This is a genomic window from Salipiger abyssi (genome assembly GCF_001975705.1).
Taxonomy (GTDB): Bacteria; Pseudomonadota; Alphaproteobacteria; order Rhodobacterales; family Rhodobacteraceae; genus Salipiger; species Salipiger abyssi.
Map to the genome: position 1 here is coordinate 4,120,857 of NZ_CP015093.1, position 18,830 is coordinate 4,139,686.

The 18,830-nt window shown below is 65.9% G+C and carries 20 protein-coding genes; 5 read left to right on the forward strand and 15 right to left on the reverse strand.

Features of this window, described 5'->3' with window-relative positions; genetic code table 11:
* Positions 1-35: 35 nt before the first annotated feature.
* Entirely contained in the window at positions 36-776 is a 741-nt protein-coding gene (locus Ga0080574_RS23595) for a YebC/PmpR family DNA-binding transcriptional regulator (RefSeq protein WP_076705403.1), read from the reverse strand.
* A gap of 186 nt (positions 777-962) precedes the next feature.
* Here Ga0080574_RS23595 and Ga0080574_RS23600 point away from each other — a divergent pair, with 186 nt between their 5' ends.
* On the forward strand, positions 963-1,697 hold the full coding sequence (locus tag Ga0080574_RS23600) for a glutamine amidotransferase (RefSeq protein ID WP_076705405.1): 735 nt from the start codon (positions 963-965) through the stop codon (positions 1,695-1,697).
* A gap of 66 nt (positions 1,698-1,763) precedes the next feature.
* On the opposite strand, the gene Ga0080574_RS23605 is transcribed toward Ga0080574_RS23600, so the two are convergent.
* From Ga0080574_RS23605 to Ga0080574_RS23620, 4 genes are all read right to left on the reverse strand, one after another.
* Positions 1,764-3,542 carry an SLC13 family permease gene (locus tag Ga0080574_RS23605; protein WP_076705407.1) on the reverse strand — a complete coding sequence of 593 codons (1,779 nt, stop codon included), beginning with the start codon at positions 3,540-3,542 and terminating at the stop codon, positions 1,764-1,766.
* 144 nt (positions 3,543-3,686) lie between these two features.
* Entirely contained in the window at positions 3,687-4,499 is an 813-nt protein-coding gene (locus Ga0080574_RS23610) for a TIGR00282 family metallophosphoesterase (RefSeq protein WP_076705408.1), read from the reverse strand.
* A gap of 72 nt (positions 4,500-4,571) precedes the next feature.
* Positions 4,572-5,150, reverse strand: a complete 579-nt coding sequence (locus Ga0080574_RS23615) for an FG-GAP repeat domain-containing protein (RefSeq protein ID WP_335743516.1) — start codon at positions 5,148-5,150, stop codon at positions 4,572-4,574.
* 161 nt (positions 5,151-5,311) lie between these two features.
* On the reverse strand, positions 5,312-5,635 hold the full coding sequence (locus Ga0080574_RS23620) for a 2Fe-2S iron-sulfur cluster-binding protein (protein ID WP_076705412.1): 324 nt from the start codon (positions 5,633-5,635) through the stop codon (positions 5,312-5,314).
* A gap of 235 nt (positions 5,636-5,870) precedes the next feature.
* On the opposite strand from Ga0080574_RS23620, the gene Ga0080574_RS23625 reads away from it, so the two are divergent.
* The gene (locus Ga0080574_RS23625; protein WP_076705414.1) at positions 5,871-6,386 is read left to right on the forward strand and encodes a peptidoglycan-binding domain-containing protein; all 516 of its coding nucleotides are present in this window, start codon (positions 5,871-5,873) and stop codon (positions 6,384-6,386) included.
* Positions 6,387-6,449: 63 nt separating this feature from the next.
* On the opposite strand, the gene Ga0080574_RS23630 is transcribed toward Ga0080574_RS23625, so the two are convergent.
* Positions 6,450-7,652, reverse strand: a complete 1,203-nt coding sequence (locus tag Ga0080574_RS23630; RefSeq protein ID WP_076705417.1) for a cytochrome P450 — start codon at positions 7,650-7,652, stop codon at positions 6,450-6,452.
* On the reverse strand, positions 7,649-9,118 hold the full coding sequence (locus Ga0080574_RS23635) for a glutamine synthetase family protein (RefSeq protein WP_076705419.1): 1,470 nt from the start codon (positions 9,116-9,118) through the stop codon (positions 7,649-7,651). Before Ga0080574_RS23635 ends, Ga0080574_RS23630 begins: the two co-directional genes overlap by 4 nt.
* A 316-nt stretch (positions 9,119-9,434) precedes the next feature.
* Here Ga0080574_RS23635 and Ga0080574_RS23640 point away from each other — a divergent pair, with 316 nt between their 5' ends.
* Positions 9,435-10,787, forward strand: coding sequence for an ammonium transporter (locus Ga0080574_RS23640; RefSeq protein ID WP_076705420.1), 1,353 nt, complete (start codon positions 9,435-9,437; stop codon positions 10,785-10,787).
* A gap of 15 nt (positions 10,788-10,802) precedes the next feature.
* A complete protein-coding gene (locus tag Ga0080574_RS26335) occupies positions 10,803-10,967 on the forward strand; it encodes a hypothetical protein (RefSeq protein WP_198039764.1) in 165 nt (54 codons plus the stop codon).
* Positions 10,968-11,079: 112 nt separating this feature from the next.
* Here Ga0080574_RS26335 and Ga0080574_RS23645 read toward each other — a convergent pair whose 3' ends face one another.
* The 8 genes from Ga0080574_RS23645 to Ga0080574_RS23680 form a co-directional block, all read right to left on the reverse strand.
* Positions 11,080-11,271 (reverse strand): DUF2065 domain-containing protein, encoded by a 192-nt coding sequence (locus Ga0080574_RS23645; protein WP_076705422.1) that lies wholly within the window; start codon positions 11,269-11,271, stop codon positions 11,080-11,082.
* Complete coding sequence (gene hflC / locus Ga0080574_RS23650) at positions 11,268-12,152, reverse strand: protease modulator HflC (RefSeq protein WP_076705424.1); 885 nt, start codon at positions 12,150-12,152, stop codon at positions 11,268-11,270. The genes Ga0080574_RS23645 and hflC overlap by 4 nt, the downstream gene beginning before the upstream one ends.
* A 1-nt stretch (position 12,153) precedes the next feature.
* Positions 12,154-13,299 carry an FtsH protease activity modulator HflK gene (gene hflK / locus Ga0080574_RS23655; RefSeq protein ID WP_076705426.1) on the reverse strand — a complete coding sequence of 382 codons (1,146 nt, stop codon included), beginning with the start codon at positions 13,297-13,299 and terminating at the stop codon, positions 12,154-12,156.
* Between the two features lie 70 nt (positions 13,300-13,369).
* Positions 13,370-14,827: an FAD-dependent oxidoreductase gene (locus Ga0080574_RS23660; protein WP_076705428.1), complete on the reverse strand. Its 1,458-nt coding sequence runs from the start codon at positions 14,825-14,827 to the stop codon at positions 13,370-13,372.
* A gap of 170 nt (positions 14,828-14,997) precedes the next feature.
* The gene (gene rpiA / locus Ga0080574_RS23665) at positions 14,998-15,780 is read right to left on the reverse strand and encodes a ribose-5-phosphate isomerase RpiA (protein ID WP_076705429.1); all 783 of its coding nucleotides are present in this window, start codon (positions 15,778-15,780) and stop codon (positions 14,998-15,000) included.
* 85 nt (positions 15,781-15,865) lie between these two features.
* Positions 15,866-16,303, reverse strand: coding sequence for a hypothetical protein (locus Ga0080574_RS23670; RefSeq protein ID WP_076705431.1), 438 nt, complete (start codon positions 16,301-16,303; stop codon positions 15,866-15,868).
* A 219-nt stretch (positions 16,304-16,522) separates the two neighbouring features.
* Positions 16,523-17,050 carry a GNAT family N-acetyltransferase gene (locus tag Ga0080574_RS23675; RefSeq protein WP_076705433.1) on the reverse strand — a complete coding sequence of 176 codons (528 nt, stop codon included), beginning with the start codon at positions 17,048-17,050 and terminating at the stop codon, positions 16,523-16,525.
* Positions 17,047-17,601 carry a helix-turn-helix domain-containing protein gene (locus tag Ga0080574_RS23680; protein ID WP_076705435.1) on the reverse strand — a complete coding sequence of 185 codons (555 nt, stop codon included), beginning with the start codon at positions 17,599-17,601 and terminating at the stop codon, positions 17,047-17,049. Before Ga0080574_RS23680 ends, Ga0080574_RS23675 begins: the two co-directional genes overlap by 4 nt.
* Before the next feature lie 187 nt (positions 17,602-17,788).
* On the opposite strand from Ga0080574_RS23680, the gene pdhA reads away from it, so the two are divergent.
* Positions 17,789-18,811, forward strand: a complete 1,023-nt coding sequence (gene pdhA / locus Ga0080574_RS23685; protein ID WP_076705437.1) for a pyruvate dehydrogenase (acetyl-transferring) E1 component subunit alpha — start codon at positions 17,789-17,791, stop codon at positions 18,809-18,811.
* The last annotated feature ends 19 nt before the right edge of the window (positions 18,812-18,830 follow it).

Sequence of the window (18,830 nt, forward strand, 5' to 3'; positions counted from 1 at the left end):
CGGGCCGTCATGTCCGTGTCGTCGGAAGCGCCCGCTCAGAGCTGCGCCATGACCTCGTCGGAGGCTTCGAAATTGGTGGTGACGCGCTGCACGTCATCGTCGTCCTCAAGCGCATCGACCAGCTTCATCAGCGTCTGCATGGCGTCGAGATCGAGCTCGGTGGTGGTGCCCGGCTTCCAGATCAGCTTGGTGCTTTCGGATTCGCCGAGTTCGGCCTCGAGCGCGTTGGAGACCTCGTTCAGATCGGTATCGGCGCAATAGATGACATGGCCGTCCTCGGAGCTTTCCACATCCTCGGCACCGGCCTCGATCGCCGCCATCATGACGGTGTCGGCATCGCCGGCATCCGCCGGGTAGACGATCTCGCCCTTGCGCTCGAACATGAAGGCCACCGAGCCGGTCTCGCCGAGATTGCCGCCGTTCTTGGTGAAGGTCGAACGCACGTTGGAGGCGGTGCGGTTGCGGTTGTCGGTCATCGCCTCGACGATCACCGCCACGCCATTGGGGCCATAGCCCTCATAGCGGATCTCTTCGTAATTGTCGCCCTCGCCGCCGGACGCCTTCTTGATGGCGCGCTCGATATTGTCCTTGGGCATGGACTGGCTCTTGGCTTCCTTGATGGCAAGCCGCAGGCGCGGGTTCTTGTCGGGATCGGGGTCGCCCATCTTGGCGGCGACGGTGATCTCCTTGGAGAATTTCGAGAAGAGCTTCGCCCGGACCGCGTCCTGACGGCCCTTGCGGTGCTGGATGTTTGCCCATTTGGAATGGCCGGCCATGGTGCCTCTTGCCTCGTCGGAAAACTTCGGAATATCGCACCGCGCTATAGCCCAGAGCGTGGCTCTGCCGCAAGCCCGTCCGGCCCCGCCGCGCCCGGGCTTTCATCTTTCCGGCAAATACTCCTGCCAGTGCGCGCCACGAGCGCCCCCTTCCCCGAGGCGCGCAACCGGGGTAAAGCCGCTGTCATGAGCCGCTTCCTGATCCTCCAGCTGCGCCCCGAGACCGAGGCCAGCGACGACGAATTCGCCGCCTTCCTGCGCAAGGGCGGGCTGAGCGCGGCGCAGGTGCACCGCATCCACCTCGATTGCGAGCCGCTGCCCGAAGGGCTCGACCCGCGCGACTATGCGGGCGTGATCGTCGGCGGCGGGCCCGGCTGCGTCTCGGACCCGCCGGAACGCAAATCCCCGGAGGAGGCGCGGATCGAGGCCGCCTGCCTGTCGCTGATGCCGGCGATCACCGGCGCGGATGTGCCCTTCCTTGGCTGCTGCTACGGCATCGGCATCCTCGCACACCATCTCGGCGCCGAGGTCAGCAAGGCGCGCTATGGCGAGCCGGTGGGGCCGGTGCGCTGCGACAAGACCGAGGCGGGCGGGCGCGATCCGCTGCTCGACGGGCTGCCCGACGGGTTCGACGCCTTTGTCGGGCACAAGGAGGCGGTGCAGATCCTGCCCGCCGGCACGGTGCATCTGCTGCGCTCGGCGCCCTGCCCGTTCCAGATGATCCGTCACGGGCAGAACGTCTATGCCACGCAGTTCCATCCCGAGGCCGACGCGGCGGGGTTCGAGACCCGCATCCGCATCTATCGGCACAAGGGCTATTTCGACCCGTCCGAGGCGGACGATCTGATCGCCATGTGCCGCGCCTCCGAGGTCACCTGGCCGGAGCGCATCCTGAGAAACTTCGTGCAGCGCTACGGCTGATCCCCCAAAATTTTCCTCCGAAAATTTTTCTCCCAGGATTTTTCGTACGAAAAATCCTGGGACACCTCACAAAGGCCAGATCAGCGGGATCACCAGCGCGGACAGCACCCCCACGCTCAGGTTCAGCGGCACCCCGACCTTCAGGAAATCCGAGAACCGGTAGCCGCCAGGGCCATAGACCAGTGTGTTCGTCTGATACCCGATGGGCGTTGCGAAACTGCACGAGGCCGCCACCATCACCGCAACAACCAGCGGGCGCGGATCGATCCCCAGAGCCTGCGCCAGCGAGATCGCGATGGGCGTGACCACCACCGCCACCGCATTGTTGCTCACCGCCTCGGTCAGAACCGAGGTCAGCAGGAACACCGCCCAGATGAGCAGAGGCGCCGGCAGCACCTCCATCAGCGGCGCCACGGCTTTCACGATCAGTTCGACGGCACCAGAGGCGTCGAGCGCCGCGCCGATGGCCAGCATGGCGAAGATCAGCGCCAAGAGCTGCCCCTCGACAAAGGAAAACGCCTCGTCCGCGTCGATGCAGCGCGCCAGTAGCACCACCGCCACGGCGATCACCGCCAGCGCCAGGATCGGCGCCACGCCGAGCGCCGCCAGCACCACGATCCCCGCCATGGCGCCGATGGCGATGGGCGCGTGTCCGCGCCGGAAGGCCCGCGCCGAGGGGTGGGAGACATCCACCAGCTCGAGCTCGTCGGCGAGGCGCTTTATGTCCTCGGGCGAGCCCTCCAGCAGCAGCGTGTCGCCGACGCGCACCACCAGATCGTCGAGCTTGCGGCCGATATTCTGGTTCCGCCGATGCACCGCCAGCGGATAGACCCCGTAGCGCCGGCGCAGGCGCAGCGCGCCAAGGCTGCGGCCCACCATCTTGCAGCCCGGCGTGATCAGCACCTCGACCGTGGTGGTCTCGCGCGCCGAGATCTGGTCCACCCGCTTCAGCGACTTGTTGCGCTGAAGGCTGAGCAGCTCGGTCATCTGCGTGCGCAGGACAACCCGGTCGCCGACCTCGAGCACCACGTCCTGCAATTCGCGGCGCAGCGATTCGTCGCCGCGGACCACATCGACCAGACGCACCCCCTCGCGCTTGAAGAGCTGCACCCCCAGAACCTCGCGACCGATAAGGTTCGACTCGGGCGGGATCACCGCCTCGGTGAAGAATTTCATCCGCGAGCGATCCGACAGCATACCCGCCATGGAATGCCGTTCGGGCAGCAGGAACCGCCCCGCCACGACCAGATAGAACATCCCCCAGGCCACCAGGATAATCGCCAGCGGCGTGACCTCGAAGATGGTGAAGGGCTCCAGCCCCTGGCTGCGCGCCACCCCGTCGACCAGCAGGTTCGTCGAGGTGCCGATCAGCGTTGTGGTGCCGCCGAGGATCGCCGCATAGCTGAGCGGGATCAGCAGCTTCGAGGGCTGCACCCCCAGCACCTGAGAAATCTGCACGAAGATCGGCAGCATCATCACCACGACGGGGGTGTTGTTCATAAAGGCCGAGGCGATCAGCACCACCACCATGATCACCGCGATGGCCCGGCGCGGGCGCCGCGCCACCTCGCCCTGGGCAAAGGTGGCGAAGGCGTCGAGCGCGCCGGTCCGCACCAGCGCCCCCATCACGATGAACATCGCCGCGATGGTCCAGGGCGCCGGGTTCGACAGCACCTCGAGCGCCGCATCATAGGGCAGCACGCCCAGCCCGAGCAGCACCGCCACCCCGCCGATCGCCACCACTTCGGTGGGATAGCGCTCGCGGACGAATAGCACGAACATCGCGACCACGGTCGCGATGGTCACCCAGGCCTGCGCGGTCTGGCTCAATGCGATGAACTGCATGTAAGAATAGCCTGTCTCTGCCCAACCCGACGCATTCTGGCGACGCGCCGCCGCTCTTGCAAGCGCGGCGAAGACGCAGGCGCGCGCCGCAGGCTCCTGAGCGATTGCGCGAGAGGATCCGTGCAGATGCTCAGGAAACCGGCGTCAGGGCCCCGCCTGCTCCAGCCGCCCGCCCTGGCGCACCATCTTCACGGTGATCGCCTTGCCGGTGCGGTCGTCGGTCTCGACGAAAACGCCGCAGAGCGTGGCCTCGCCCAGCGCCGGCTGATAGCGCCCCTTGCTCATGCCGGTCACAAAGCGTCGCATCGGCTCGACCTTGTCCATGCCGATGACCGAATCGTAATCGCCGCACATGCCCGCATCCGAGAGCAGCCCGGTGCCCCCCGGCAGGATCTGCGCGTCGCCGGTGGGCACATGGGTATGGGTGCCGACGACAAAGCTCGCGCGCCCGTCGCAGAAATGGCCCATCGCCATCTTCTCCGAGGTCGCCTCGCAATGCATGTCAACGATGATCGCCTGCGCCATGCCGCCCAGCGGGTGACGGCGCAGCACATCGTCCATGGCCGAGAACGGGTCGTCGAAGGGGCGCTTCATAAAGACCTGCCCCAGCACCTGGGTCACCAGCACCTTGCGCCCGCGCCGGTCGGCAAAGAGCCCCAGCCCGCGCCCCGGCGCCTGTTTGGCAAAGTTCACCGGGCGGACCACCCTTGGCTCGCTTTCGATAAAGCTGAGCATGTCCTTCTGATCGAAGGCATGATCGCCAAGCGTCACCACATCGGCCCCCGCCGCGAGCAGCAGCTTGGCATGCTCGCCGGTCAGTCCGGCACCGTTCGAGGCGTTCTCTCCATTGACCACGACGAAATCGAGCTTCCACTCTTCGCGCAGCCCGGGCAGCCTGTCCGAAATGGCGGCGCGCCCGGCGCGGCCCACCACATCTCCAAGAAATAACAATCTCATGGATCAATCCGTAAGCGTGCCGGCGGCGAAAGCAAAGCCCGATTTGCGCGCGGCGCATCCATCCGGGCGGCTTCAGCGGCAGTCCATCGCGGCGCGCAGTGCCGCCTCACCATAGGGGCCGAGCGCGCGGCTCTCGATCTTGCCGCCGCTGAGGCGCGAGGCCATGAGCCGGCCCCAGACGGCATCCGCCGTGATCATCTCCAGCCCCTGCCCGCAATCGCGCAGACCGCCCTCGATATAGCCCCAGCCGATGCGGTGATTGGTCAGCCCCCGCCGCGCCGCCACGGCGCGCAACTCGGCGCTGCCGGGAACATAGCGCCAGACGCGCAGGGTCTTGGCCAGATGCGGCCGGTCGATATAAGCGAGCTCGATCCGCCCGTCGCCATCGAGATCTCCCGCCCCAACCGGCGCCAGCCAGCGGTTGCGCTGGCCGATGAACGGCGCCGCCGCCAACAGCCCGTCCCCGGTGTAGAGTGCCAGACGCGCACCGCGCGAGAGATCGCTTTCGACCACCATCGCCGCCATGCTGCCGCCGAGATCGACAAGCCTGGGCGCCACGTCCTCGAAGACCCGCGATTGCGGCAGGCGGATCACCACATCGCGCTGCGCGCCCTCCTCGGACAGCCGCAGCCGCAGCGCGCCCCATTCCACCGCATCGCCAAGAACGCCGTGATCGTAGCGCGTCGTTGGCTCCAGATACTCCGCCGCGATCAGCCGGGGCGCAGCATCGGCGCCCTCAAAGGTCAGAAACAGCCCGAGCGCCAGACCCGCGCCGCGCGCGAGGCCGGAGCGGAGAGACCGGGCAAAGCGCCTCAGATCTGTTTCTCCGGCATCTGCACGACCAGACCGTCGAGCGCGTCGCTCACCTTGAGCTGGCAGGTCAGGCGCGAGCGCTCGGGATCCGGCTCATAGGCGAAATCCAGCATGTCCTCTTCCATCTCTTCCTTGCCGGGCAGCTTGCCCACCCAGTCGGGATGCACATAGACATGGCAGGTCGAACAGGCGCAGGCGCCGCCACAATCGGCCTCGATGCCGGGAATGCCGTTGTCGCGGGCGCCTTCCATCACGGTGAGACCCGTGGGCACATCTACCACATGTTCCGTGCCGTTATGCTCGATGTAAGTGATCTTTGCCATTGCCTGTTCGTCTCCGTCGTCTCGTCATGATCGTTTACCTATGCAGCCCGCGCTCGCTGCGCCAGCCCCTTCCCCGGGGCGCGACGCCGCAGACCGGCCGTTCTATCCCAATTTGTCACAGCTTTGCACGGCAGGGTGCTCAATTCATGAACATCCGCCCGCATGGCTTTTCCACGCCGCGCAAAGCCGCTATCCTCCGCCGCAAAGCCCCGCCCGGATACGAAGGCTCGAGCAGATGCACCTCACCTCCCGCCTGATCGCCGCGATGGCGCTCGCGCTCGCTGCCTGCGAGGCGCCCACGGACAGCACCGGCAACTGGCCCGGAGAGGCACCGCCCGCGCCGGAACGCATGGCCGACGGCACCTGCTGGGCGCGCGAGGTGACACCGGCGATCTACGAGCACGTCATGGGCGAGATCCAGGTGGTGCAGGCCGAGATCGCCGAAGACGGCACGGTGATCCGCCCGCCGGTCTATCGCCGGGCGCCGGTGCCGCGCGTGGTCAAGCCGCGCGGCGAGCTGCGCTTCGAAACCCCCTGCCCCGAGCAGACCACGCCCGAGCTCATTTCCTCGGTGCAGCGGGCGCTGGCGGCGCGCGGCTATTTCAGCGGCAGCGTGACCGGGCGTTTCGACGCGCCCACGCAGGCGGCGATCCGCAAGTACCAGAAAGAGCGCGGGCTCGACAGCGCGCAGCTCTCGCTGGAGACCGCCCGCGCGCTGGGGCTGATCGCAACCCCGCTCGACGCGCTGTAGCGCGCCGCCCGGGTAGGCCTGTGCCGGCCTCCGCATGTGTCGCTGCGCGTGCATGCCGCCCCCTCAGCGCGGCAAGAACGTGATCGGCAGCGAGATCGGGCCGGTATTGCCGCTGTCGGCGAGCCAGGTCGCGCCCTCGGCAATGCTGGGCGCACCCATCCCGGCCGAGAGCACGCGATAGGCCACCGCCATGTCGTTACGCGCCACCAGATTGCCGAGACAGTGGTGGATGCCGCCGCCGAAGCCGTAATTCCGCGCCCGCTTTTGCGTGATGTCGAACCCCGCCTCGCCCATCACCGCCGGATCGGTGCCGGCGCTCTCGGAATAGAGATGCAGCACGGTGCCCTTGGGGATGGTGATGCCGCCATAGTCGAACGCCTCGATGGCCTCGCGCGACACCCAGGTGATGGTCGGGCGCATGCGCATGACCTCGGTCGCCGCCGCCATGTCGAGCGACGGATCGGCGGCCAGCGCCTCCCACTGCTCGGGATGGGCGGCGAACATCGACATGCCCAGCCCGAGCTGGTTGCGGGTCGTGTCGACCCCGGCAAAGGCCAGCATCAGCGCCAGATTGTGCAGCTCGTCATAGCTCAGCCGGTCGCCGTCCTCCGAGGCCTGCACCATGATCGACAGGATATCCTCACCGGGAGTCGCCTGCCGGTCCGCCAGAACCTGCGCGATATAGGCGCCGAGCTCTTCGGTCGCGGCCTCGATATTCTCGGCCTCGGCCTTGAAGTTCACCCCCAGCGCCAGCCCCATCGTCGCCGAGGTGCGCAGGATGAAGGGCGCCTCGCTTTCCGGCAGGCCCAGCAGCAGGCAGAGCACCCGCGCCGCGTACGGATCGGCGAAATCCTCCATGAAATCGCAGGCGCCCTTAGCGATGAACCCGTCGGCGAGATCGGTCGCGATGCGCTCGAATTCCGGCATCAGCGCCTTGACCACCTTCGGCGAGAAGGCCGGGTTCACCAGCTTGCGCAGGCGCCAGTGATCGTCGCCCTCGGTCACCAGGATCGACTTGTTCCACCACTCGGCAAAGCTGCCTTCGGTGATCCCGTTCAGCGCCGGCCAGGCATGGCTGCCCTGGATCAGGCTCTTGTGGGTGAGCAGCTCGCCCATCTCCTTGTGGCGCAGCACCGCCAGCCCATAGGGCGTGCGGGCGAACCAGCTGTCGCGGCGGGCCTCCCGCACCGGCTCGGACCGGAGCGAAAAGGCCGGATCGGCCACGTCGAGATAGGGCGCGTCGGCAAAGAGGGTTTCGGCGCTCATGGCAGGCACTCCATATAGGTGTCCTTGTCCCAATCGGTGACGGTGGACATGAAGCGCGCCCACTCGTCGGATTTGTACTCGTGGTAGAGCCGGAACATCTCGCCCGGCAGGCCGCGCTGCACCACCTCGTCATTTTCGAGATGCGCCAGCGCCTCGCCCAGCGACATCGGCAGTTTCTTGACCTTCTTGCCCTGCGCCATGGCGTCGTAGATGTTGCGCTCTTCCGGCGCGCCGGGATCGAGCCCCTTGTCGAGCCCGTCATCCATCGCGGCCAGCAGGGTCGCGCCCATCAGATAGGGGTTCACCATCGAGTCGACGGAGCGATATTCGAACCGGCCCGGCGCCGAGACGCGCAGGCCCGTGGTGCGGTTCTGGAATCCCCAGTCGCTGAACACCGGCGCCCAGAACCCGGTATCCCAGAGTCGACGGTAGGAGTTCACCGTCGAGGCCCCGATGGCGGTCAGCGCCTGAAGGTGATGCACCACCCCGCCGATCGCCTTGAGCCCGGTCGCGCCCGGCATCTGCGGATCGTCGGTATCGGGCATGAAGGTGTTATCGCCACCCTGCACATACATATAGTTGCCCTGCATTCCCGGCAGGTTGTCCGGATCGTTGCCGGTGCGTTTGAACACGTCCTCGCCCTCGGTCCAGAGCGACATGTTGTGGTGACAGCCCGAGGCCGAGACCCCCATGAAGGGCTTGGTCATGAAACAGGCGAAGATGCCGTTTTCCCGCGCCACCTGCGCGCAGAGCTGGCGGTAGGTGGTCAGACGGTCGGCATTGCGCAGCACGTCGTCGAAGGTCCAGTTGAGTTCGAGCTGGCCGGGCGCGTCCTCGTGATCGCCCTGGATCATGTCGAGCCCCATCTTGCGGGCGTAGCGGATCACCTGCATCGACACCGGGCGCAGGCTCTCGAACTGGTCGATATGGTAGCAATAGGGTTTCGACATGCCGTCGGACGGCTTGCCGTTCTCATCGTATTTCAGCCACATCATCTCCGGCTCGGTGCCGATGCGCAGCTGAAGCCCGTGCTTCTTTTTGAATTCCTCGTGCAGCCGGCGCAGGTTGCCGCGGCAATCGGCGGTGAGATAGGCGCCGGGATCGGTCTTTTCCTCGCGGTTGCGGAACAGCGTGCAGAAGATCCGGCCGATCTCGGGCGCCCAGGGAAGCTGCATGAAGGTCTCGGGCTCGGGAATGCCCACCAGCTCGGCGGCCTCGGGACCGTAGCCCATGTAGTCGCCGGCGCGGTTGGTAAAGAGGTTCATCGTCGCCCCATAGACGAGCTGGAACCCCTTCTTGGCGACGCTTTCCCAATGGTCGGCGGGAATGCCCTTGCCCATCACCTTGCCGGTGACGGAGACGAACTGGAGGTAGAGATACTCGATCCCGAGCGCGTCGATCTTTTCGCGCACCTGCTTGACGAGCTCGTCCCGTCCCTCCTGTTCGACGAATGCTTCGATATCCATGTCTACATAGTCCCTGCATGAGCTTTTCTGCCTCCAGAAAGGCCGGACGACTCGGTGCTTGTCCAGAAAAAGATATTATTCAGGGGAAAAAAATATTCGCACGGGGAGAATTGCCCGCCTAAATGGCAGCCGCTGTTCACGCAGCGCACAGGAAATGGGCAGCCCCAAGCCAAACGCGCCGCAGATTGAACAAACATGGGGTTTCCCCCTTGTCAGCTCTTCGCCGCGTTTTGCCCTGAGGAAACTTTATTCACTCCTAGTGTCAGGAGGCACGCTCCTCCCACACATAAACATCCGCAATGGGGAATTATGAACGATGGAACAGGAACTCGCCGCCCTGACTGAGCGGTTGGCTGCTCTGGAGAGCAGCACCGCCATGTCGGGCACGATCAACTCAGAGATCTTCTACTGGTGGTGTACGGCGCTGATGATCGCCATTCACGCGGGCTTTCTCGCCTATGAGATGGGTGCGAGCCGGGTGAAGAACGTGCTGGCCTCGGGGATCAAGAACATCCTCGCCTTCGCCTTCATGGTGCCGACCTTCTATTTCTTCGGCTGGTATATCTACCTGTCGTTCTACAACGGCCTGCTGCCCTCTGCCGATGCCTCGGGCCTGCCGTGGGAACTGTCGATGGGGCCGAACCTGGCCGACAACGCCACCGGCATCTTCTGGGCGGCCTTCACGCTCTTTGCCGCCACCACCGCCTCGATCTTTTCCGGCGCGGTGATCGAGCGCATCCAGACCGCCGGCTTCCTGATCCTGGCGATCCTGCTGGGCTCGGTCGTGTGGATTCTGGGTGGCGCCTGGGGCTGGCACCCGACCGGCTGGCTGACCGTCAAGTTCGGCTATCACGATGTGGGCGCCGCCGGCGTCGTGCACATGGTGGCGGGCTTCTTCGCGCTGGGTGTGCTGCTGAACCTCGGCCCGCGCGTCGGCAAGTTCAACGAAGACGGCAGTGCCAATGCCATCTTCGCCCACAACGTGCCGTTCACGATCACCGGTCTGATGCTGATCATCGTCGGCTTCTTCGGCTTCCTCGGCGGCTGCATCATCTATATGCCGGGCGAACAGTGGATCAACATCTACGGCCAGCCGACCACGCTCTCGGCCTTTGCCTTCAACACGCTGATGGGCATGGCGGGCGGCATCATCGGCGCCTGGGTCAAGACCCGCGATCCGTTCTGGATGATGTCCGGCGCGCTGATCGGTATCTTCGCCGCGGCCTCGGGCCTCGATGTCTACTATCCGCCGGTGGCCTTCGCGCTCGGCACCTTCGGCGGCTTCGTCGTGCCGATGGTTGCCGTCTGGCTCGAGAAGATGGGTATCGACGACGCCGTCGGCGCCTTTCCGGTGCACGGCATCGGCGGCCTGATCGGCGTGGTCTCCTGCGGGATCTTCGCTGCCGGCTACCCGAATGTCGACGGCATGCCCCCGGTCAGCCTCTGGGGCCAGATCGTCGGCGCCGTGACCATGGCGGTTCTGGGCTTCGTGCCGGGCTATGTCGCCTCCTATATCCTGAAGGTCTTCGGCCTGCTGCGCGTGCCGGATCACATCCAGGAAAAGGGTCTCGACATCGTCAAGGTTCCGGTCTCGGCCTATCCCGAAACCTACACCCCGGCCCCGGTCAATGTCGCGACCCCCGCGGCCGCCGGCACCCCGGCAGAGTAAGAAAGGAAAGATCCCATGAACACCTCTCCGATCGAAAGCTGGGAAGGCGCCGAAGCCTACTTCACCTTCGCCGACAAGCCCGCCGTGATGATGCTGTTCCTGCTGATCGCCGTCGCGATCACCTTCGGGACCATCATCGTCGCCGCGGTGCACGAGAAGCACGCCTACAACAATCACTGACGTCCCTTGTGTCTGTGAGAACGGAAAGGGGCGGGCCGCGAGGCTCGCCCCTTTTCATGTTCCGGTCACCGGGGGCATATGCCCCGCCGGAGATCCCGGCCCGATCCCGCGCCTAGCCGCGAAAGATCCAGAGCAGCAACAGCCCCGTCAAGATGCTCAGCAGCCCGAGATTGCGCCGCGCCTCCAGCGGCATCGCGCGCAGCGCCTCCAGCAGGCGCTCCACAAGCGAAGGGGCCAGTGCATAGACCAGCCCCTCGATAATGAGGACCAGCGCGATCCCCGTTCCGATATCGGTCAGCGTCAATTCGCCCCCGCGGTGCCCTGGTTCTTGAAGTACTCGAAGAACTCGCTGTCGGGCGTCATCACCAGCGAGGAGTTGCTGCCCTCGAGCGCCGTCTCATAGGCCTGAAGCGAACGGTAGAAGGCAAAGAACTCCGGATCGGCGCCGTAGGCCTCGGCAAAGATGCCGTTGCGCTCCGCATCGGCCTCGCCTCGGATCACGTTGGCGTCGCGGTCGGCTTCGGACTGGGTTTCCACCACCGTCCGGTCGGCCAGCGCGCGCACCCGCTGCGCCGCCTCGTTGCCGCGCGCGATCTCGTCGGCGGCTTCGCGTTCGCGCTCGGCGCGCATCCGGGCAAAGGTGGCTTCGAGGTTCTGCGACGGCAGGTTGGTCTGCTTGAGCCGCACATCCACCACGTCGAGCCCCAGCGACAGCGCCGAAGAGCGGGCATTGTCGCGGATGCGGTTGGAGAACTGGCGCCGGTCGGCCGAGAGGATCACGTCGGAGGTCACCTGATCGGCGCCCAGAACCTCACGGATCTGCGCGTTCAGGATGCCCGAAAGCCGGTCCTCGGCGGTGCGCACACCGCCCACGCCGACAGCCTGACGGAACTGCACCACATCGGCGATGCGGTAGCGCGCGAAGGCGTCGACCACGAGGCGGCGGTCGTCCGAGGGCGTCACCTCGATGGTGTCCGTGTCGAGCGACAGGATGCGGTCGTCGTATTTCACCACTTCCTGGATGAAGGGGATCTTGAACGCGAGCCCCGGCTCTTCCTTGACCGATTTGATCTGGCCGAATTGCAGCACCAGCGCCTTTTCACGCTCGTCCACCACGAAGATGGAGGAGAGCACGAGCACCAGCGCGATCACCAGTGCCGGGACGATAAAGGTTGTCTTGCGCATATCAGTTGCCCCCCGTCGTCGTGCGGCTGCGGTTCAACTCGTTGAGCGGCAGATAGGGCACCACACCGCCCTCTCCGCCGGTCAGGCTCTCGTCGAGGATGGTCTTGTCGACACTGCCCAGCACACGCTCCATGGTCTCCAGATAGAGACGGCGGCGGGTGACCTCGGGTGCCTTGGAATATTCCTCGCGCACGGCGGAAAAGCGGCTGGCCTCACCGACCGCCTCGTTGACCACGCGGGCACGGTAGCCCTCGGCCTCTTCGCGGATCTGTGCCGCCTGACCGCGCGCCTCGGCCACCACGCGGTTGGCATAGGCATCGGCCTGGCGTTCCAGCCGGTCGCGTTCCTGCTCGGCGGCCTGCACCTCGCGGAAGGCGTCGATCACCTCGCGCGGCGGATCGGCGGTGTCGAGGTTGATCCGCACCACACTGATGCCCGACTCGTATTCATCGAGCGTCGCCTGGATCTGCTCCATCGCGGTATCGGCGATGATGCCCCGGTCGCGGTTGAGGATCGGCGCGAGGTTGCTGGCCGCGATGATCTCGCGCATGACCGCCTCGGACACCGCCTGAACCGTCAGCTGCGGATCGCGGATGTTAAACAGCAGTTTCGCCGGATCGTTGATGTTCCAGACCACCTGAAACTCGATATCGACGATATTGGCGTCGGTGGTCAGCATCAGCCCGTCGGCGGAATTGCCGCGCCCGGCGCCGATGGTCTCGGTGCGCTCGGAGGTCACGTTCACCACTTCGGCGCTGACCAGCGGCCAGGGCGCGAAGTTCAGACCCGGATTGCCGGTCGCGCTGTACTTGCCGAGGAACAGCTCGACCGACTGCTCTTCGGGCTTCACGGTGTAAAAGCTCATGTAGCCCCAAAGACCCAGCGCCACCAGCGCGGCGATCCCCAAGGTGCCCTTGCTGAAGCCGGGCCCGCCCGAGCCGCCGCCCGAATTCGAGCCGCCGCCATTGCCGCCGCCGCGCCCGCCCATGAGCACGCGCAGACGCTCCTGGCCTTTTTTCACCAGCTCGTCGATCTCGGGGATCTGCGGGTCGTCGGGCCGGCGCCCACCGCCGCCGCCGCCATTGGGCGGCCGCTCGCCGCCCCTGTTACCACCGCCGCCCCAGGGGCCGCCGCTGTTTCCTGCCATGAAGCCTTTTCCCTTCCCGTAAAACGCTGTCGTCCTGTCCCGCTTCTACCTGTGCATTTTGCGCAGGGATTCAAGCGCTCCGAACCGGTTTGCGCATGGTCACGATCTCTTCCGACATGGTCGGATGCACCGCGACCGTGCGGTCGAAATCTTCCTTCGTGGCGCCCATCTTCACCGCGATGCCGGCAAGCTGGATCATCTCGCCCGCCCCCGGCGCGACGATATGACAGCCCAGCACCCTGCGCGTCTCCTTCGACACCACGAGCTTCATCATCACACGGTCCGGGCGTCCGGCAAAGGCCGTCTGCATCGGGCGGAAGGAGGTGGAGTAGATCTCCACCGGTTCCTGCTCCCGCGCCTCTTCCTCGCTGAGGCCCACCGTGCCGAATTCCGGCTGGGTGAAGACGGCGGAGGGGATCAGCTCGTGATCCACCGGCGTCGGGTTGCCCTTGAAGACCGTCTCGACAAAGGCCATGCCCTCGCGGATCGCCACGGGGGTGAGGTTCACCCGGTCGGTCACGTCGCCGATGGCATAGATCGAGGGCACCGCGGTCTGGCTGTACTTGTCGACCTCGACCTCGCCCTTGCGGCCGAGCTTCACCCCGATCTCTTCCAGCCCCATATCCACGGTGTTGGGCGCCCGCCCGGTGGCAAAGAACACCGCGTCGAAGACCCGCGCACGGCCATTGGTGGCCTTGACCCAGATCGGCCCGCCGCGCTTACCGCCCTCGGGATGCAGCGCCGGGTCCTCGTGCATCGGGGTGCCCATTGGAATGCGCCCGTCCGGGTTGCCTTCGAGATCCTCGTCGGTGGCGCAGCGCATCTCGACGATATCGGTGCCCAGATGCAGATCGACGCCGCGATCCTTCATGCTGTCGGCGATCAGGCCGCGCGCCTCCTCGTCAAAGCCGCGCAGGATCTGCGCGCCGCGATAGATCTGCGTCACCTCGACGCCCAGCCCGTTGAGAATGCAGGCGAATTCGCAGGCGATATAGCCGCCGCCGACGATCAGGATGCTTTTCGGCAGTTCCGGCAGGTGGAAGATATCGTCGCTGACGATCCCCAGATCGGCATTCGGCAGATCGGGCCGCACCGGGCGCCCGCCGGTGGCCAGCAGGATATGCTTGGCGGTAAAGGTCTCGCCGGTCGAAAGTTCCACCGTATGCGGATCCTTCACCTTGGCGCGGGCGTCGAAACTGTCGACGCCGGAATTCTTCAGCAGCGAGCGGTAGACGCCTTCCAGCCGGTCGAGCTCGGTATTGAGGCTGTCCTTGAAGCCCTTCCAGTCGAAGGCGCCTTCCTTCAGATCCCAGCCGTAATTGCGCGCGTCCTCGACCACCTCGCCATATTCGCTGGCAAAGACCATCAGCTTCTTGGGCACACAGCCGCGGATCACGCAGGTGCCGCCATAGCGGTCTTCCTCGGCCAGCCCGACCTTGGCATCGGCCTCGCCCGCCGCGACACGCGCCGCGCGCACGCCGCCGGAGCCGCCGCCGATGACGAAGAGATCATAGTCGAAATCGCTCATGCATCGCCCCTTTGTTCGCTTGCGCGCATGGTAGACCATAGGGGGCGGGGGATTGCCAGAGCGAGACGGTCGGGAATGGGACGCCAAAGCGCGCATTTTGGCGCAGGGCGAGAGGCCCCGCGACACCCGCCCCGGACCCGGTCCGGCGCCTCACCGGCAGCGATCCCGGCTCAGATGTCCTGGAAGAGATTGTCGCTTTCGACGAAATCCACGCGGTCTTCGGACACCGTGCCGGCATTGATATCGCGGGTTTCCACCCGCCCGTCGCCATAGCCGATCACCACCTGATCGCAGATGTCGATAAAAAGCCCGTTCTCGACCACGCCGGGGATCTGGTTCAGCACCAGCGCCAGCTGGCGGGGATTGCCGATGCGCGAGACATGCAGGTCGAGGATGTAATTGCCCTCGTCGGTGATGAAGGCACGCTCGCCATTCATGCGCAGCGTCGTCTTGCGCCCCATCACATCCATCGAGACCAGCGCCTCTTCGAGCAGCGCCTGGCTGGCGGTCCAGCCGAAGGGGATGACCTCCACCGGCAGCGGGAAGGCGCCCAGCGTCTCGACCTCTTTCGCGGCATCCGCGATCACCACCATCTGGTCGGAGGCGGTGGCGACGATCTTTTCCTGAAGCAGCGCGCCGCCGCCGCCCTTGATGAGGTTCAGCTCGCCGTCGAACTCGTCGGCACCGTCGATGGTGAGATCGAGCCAGCGCGCCTCGTCGAGCGAGATCACCTCAATGCCTACCTCGCGGGCCAGCTCGGCGGTGCGCGTCGAAGTCGGCACCCCCTGAAAGCGCAGCCCCTCCTCGCGCACCCTCTCGCCGAGGCAGCGCACCAGCCAGGCGGCGGTGGAGCCGGTGCCGAGCCCGACACGCATGCCGCTCTCGACGAATTCGGCGGCGCGTTTTGCGGCCACGAACTTGGCCTTGTCGATCGGCGAAAGCTCTCCGGTCATAGCGGGCGACTCCTCTGCTGCTGCGGCGGGCTTATAAAGGCAATGCGCCGGCGGTGCGAGAGGCAAAACCGGCGCAGTGGCGCCATCAGGGCCGGATTGAGAGCCGGTCCATGCCGAGCTCGTAGGGCGCGCGCGCCGAGGCCGGAAGCGGCGCACAGGCCGCCGCGGCGCCCAGAATGGGATCGCCCTCCTCGAGCACACCGAATTCCTCGAAGAAAGACAGATCGCCGAGGACCTTCTTGCCGCCGGCTTTCAGCCAGGTCTTGCGCAGAATCTTGCGTCGAAAGCGCAGCGTTTGCGGCTTTTCATGCGCGGTCATTCCGCACAGCACCGTCTGCCCTCCGAGCTCGCGCACGGAATAGACCAGATGAACGGAGCCATAGGCCTGCCCGAACGTGATCCCGAAGACCTCGAACCTGTCATCGACCAGCACTGTCGGGGTATCGGCGGTTGCGGCCTGCGCACCGAGAGAAAGCGTGGCGACCAGAGAAAGCGCGGCGATTTTACTGAAAAGAGATTTCATTTCGTACCTTTAGAGACACATCGGGATGGCCACCATAGCGGCCGGCAGCGGCGGTGCAAGCAGGAGTGATCAAAGCGGCGCGGCGCGGGCGCCGCACAGGATATCTCGCCCGCCCGGGCGGGCTCGGGCCTCTGGCGGAGGTGACGCCCTGCTGCCGGTGTCCTGCCCTCAGGGTCTCGTGGTTATGGCGTATTTGCAAAGAGAAGAAGACGCGGGCAGCTACGAGGCCCGGTACATGATGGTCGTGGGATCGCTGTGGGGGCTGCCGTCGGGGGCGAGCGCGTAGCCGGGGATTTCACCGGCGACCGCGAAGCCGCAGGCGGCATAGAGCGGCTGGGCGGCGTCGCCGCTGCGGGTGTCGAGCGTGATGAGGCTGCGGCCCTCCTCTGCGGCGCGGGCGAGCAGCGCCTGCATCAGCGCCCGGGCAATGCCGCGGCGGCGATGAGACGGAGCGACCAGCATCTTGGAGACCTCGGCGCGGTGGCGCTGGTTGGGCATCGCGGCAAGATCGAGCTGCACCGTGCCGACAAGCGCCTCTCCCGCGAATCCGGCCCAAAGGATGCGATGGCCGCCGCGCAGTGCCGGCAGCACAGAGTTGGTCCAGAACGCCTCCGCCTCTTGCTGCGGAAAGGGCATGACGAAGCCGACGCTGGCGCCGTCCTCGACGCAATGGCGCAGCAGCGTGCCGAGCGCCGGGATCTGCGCCTCGGCCTCTGCGGCGAAAAGCTCGCGGATCGTCAGGCTCATGGCGTCACCAGCACGAGCACATATTTCGCGCCCTTCTCTTTCGGCGTCTCGAAGACCGAGGCGCCGGTCAGCCGGTAGCGCAGCGTGTCGCCGGGGCGCAGGCTGTATGTCTCGCCCTCCAGCGTTACCTTCAGGCGGCCCGAGACCAGCAGCAAATGGTGCTCCAGCCCCGGCACCGGAGCCGCGTCATAGGCGATGCGGCTGGCCGGTTCGAGCCGGCAGTCCAACACCTCCGCCGCCAGCGCCGCGCCGCCGGGCGAGGCCACGCGCCGGGTGAAGCCGCCATCGCGCCAGACCGCCTGATCGTCGCGGCGCAGGAGCGGCGTGAAGCCCTCCTCCACCATCGCCAGCAGCCGCGACATGGTCATGCCATAGGCGGCGCAAAGCTTGCCCAATACTTCGGCAGTCGGGCTGACCTCGCCCTTTTCCAGCCGCGACAGGGCGGCGCGGCTCACCCCGCTCTGCTCGGCGAGCTGATCGAGCGTCAGCCCGCGCTCGGCACGCAGCCGGGCGAGGCGCTGCGACAGGCGGTCGGTCAGGGTTTCGGGCACGGGATATCTCCGGGAATCTTTCTCATATCCGGGATATTACCGCACCCTTGGGACCGTGCAAGAAAAACTGCATGCGCGCACCCGCGCGGTTTTTTCGGCACCCGTGGCTTGAGCCCTTTGACACTCGCGCTAGCTCTGGATAGTGTACAAGAAAGTTTAACACTAAACTAGTTGGGGAGGAATCGCCATGGCCGCCCGGAAACCCGCTGCCAAGCCGAACGTCTCGCCCGATGAGCTGCGGCAATATTACCGCGACATGCTGCTGATCCGGCGCTTCGAAGAGAAGGCAGGCCAGCTTTACGGCATGGGACTCATCGGTGGGTTCTGTCACCTTTACATCGGTCAGGAAGCCGTGGTGGTCGGGCTCGAAGCCGCCGCCGAGGAGGGCGACAAGCGCGTCACCTCCTACCGCGACCACGGCCACATGCTGGCCTGCGGCATGGACCCCAACGGCGTGATGGCCGAGCTCACCGGCCGCGAGGGCGGCTATTCCAAGGGCAAGGGCGGCTCGATGCACATGTTCAGCCGCGAGAAGCATTTCTACGGCGGCCACGGCATCGTCGGCGCTCAGGTGCCGCTGGGCGCGGGTCTCGCCTTTGCCGACCAGTATCTCGACAACAAGCGCGTCACCTTCACCTATTTCGGCGACGGCGCGGCCAACCAGGGCCAGGTTTACGAGACCTTCAACATGGCCTCGATCTGGAAGCTGCCGGTGGTCTTCGTGATCGAGAACAACCAGTACGCCATGGGCACCTCGCAGAAGCGTTCGACCTCTACCGAGGACATCTACACCCGCGGCGCGCCCTTCGGCATCCCCGGCGAGCTGGTCGACGGCATGGACGTGCTGGCGGTCAAGGCGGCCGGCGAGAAGGCCGTGGCGCATTGCCGCGAGGGCAAGGGGCCGTATATCCTCGAGATCAAGACCTATCGCTATCGCGGTCACTCGATGTCAGACCCGGCGAAATACCGCACCCGCGAAGAGGTCCAGAAGATGCGCGAAGAGCGCGACGCGATCCAGCATGTGCGCGACCTGCTGTTGCAGGGCAAACATGCCACCGAGGACGACCTCAAGGCGATCGACAAGGAAATCAAGGACATCGTGAACGCGTCCGCCGAGTTCGCCAAGGAGAGCCCGGAGCCGGCGCTCGACGAACTCTGGACCGATATCTACGCCAGCGAAGTGCCGCAGGGCGACGCGATCGACGCCTGAGGCAGGAGGATACCCGACA

Bases quoted from the DNA above. Each gene is read 5' to 3' on its own strand.
- Ga0080574_RS23595 (WP_076705403.1), bottom strand. From the start codon at position 776: ATGGCCGGCCATTCCAAATGGGCAAACATCCAGCACCGCAAGGGCCGT.
- Ga0080574_RS23600 (WP_076705405.1), top strand. From the start codon at position 963: ATGAGCCGCTTCCTGATCCTCCAGCTGCGCCCCGAGACCGAGGCCAGC.
- Ga0080574_RS23605 (WP_076705407.1), bottom strand. From the start codon at position 3,542: ATGCAGTTCATCGCATTGAGCCAGACCGCGCAGGCCTGGGTGACCATC.
- Ga0080574_RS23610 (WP_076705408.1), bottom strand. From the start codon at position 4,499: ATGAGATTGTTATTTCTTGGAGATGTGGTGGGCCGCGCCGGGCGCGCC.
- Ga0080574_RS23620 (WP_076705412.1), bottom strand. From the start codon at position 5,635: ATGGCAAAGATCACTTACATCGAGCATAACGGCACGGAACATGTGGTA.
- Ga0080574_RS23625 (WP_076705414.1), top strand. From the start codon at position 5,871: ATGCACCTCACCTCCCGCCTGATCGCCGCGATGGCGCTCGCGCTCGCT.
- Ga0080574_RS23630 (WP_076705417.1), bottom strand. From the start codon at position 7,652: ATGAGCGCCGAAACCCTCTTTGCCGACGCGCCCTATCTCGACGTGGCC.
- Ga0080574_RS23635 (WP_076705419.1), bottom strand. From the start codon at position 9,118: ATGGATATCGAAGCATTCGTCGAACAGGAGGGACGGGACGAGCTCGTC.
- Ga0080574_RS23640 (WP_076705420.1), top strand. From the start codon at position 9,435: ATGGAACAGGAACTCGCCGCCCTGACTGAGCGGTTGGCTGCTCTGGAG.
- Ga0080574_RS26335 (WP_198039764.1), top strand. From the start codon at position 10,803: ATGAACACCTCTCCGATCGAAAGCTGGGAAGGCGCCGAAGCCTACTTC.
- hflC (WP_076705424.1), bottom strand. From the start codon at position 12,152: ATGCGCAAGACAACCTTTATCGTCCCGGCACTGGTGATCGCGCTGGTG.
- hflK (WP_076705426.1), bottom strand. From the start codon at position 13,299: ATGGCAGGAAACAGCGGCGGCCCCTGGGGCGGCGGTGGTAACAGGGGC.
- Ga0080574_RS23660 (WP_076705428.1), bottom strand. From the start codon at position 14,827: ATGAGCGATTTCGACTATGATCTCTTCGTCATCGGCGGCGGCTCCGGC.
- rpiA (WP_076705429.1), bottom strand. From the start codon at position 15,780: ATGACCGGAGAGCTTTCGCCGATCGACAAGGCCAAGTTCGTGGCCGCA.
- Ga0080574_RS23670 (WP_076705431.1), bottom strand. From the start codon at position 16,303: ATGAAATCTCTTTTCAGTAAAATCGCCGCGCTTTCTCTGGTCGCCACG.
- Ga0080574_RS23675 (WP_076705433.1), bottom strand. From the start codon at position 17,050: ATGAGCCTGACGATCCGCGAGCTTTTCGCCGCAGAGGCCGAGGCGCAG.
- pdhA (WP_076705437.1), top strand. From the start codon at position 17,789: ATGGCCGCCCGGAAACCCGCTGCCAAGCCGAACGTCTCGCCCGATGAG.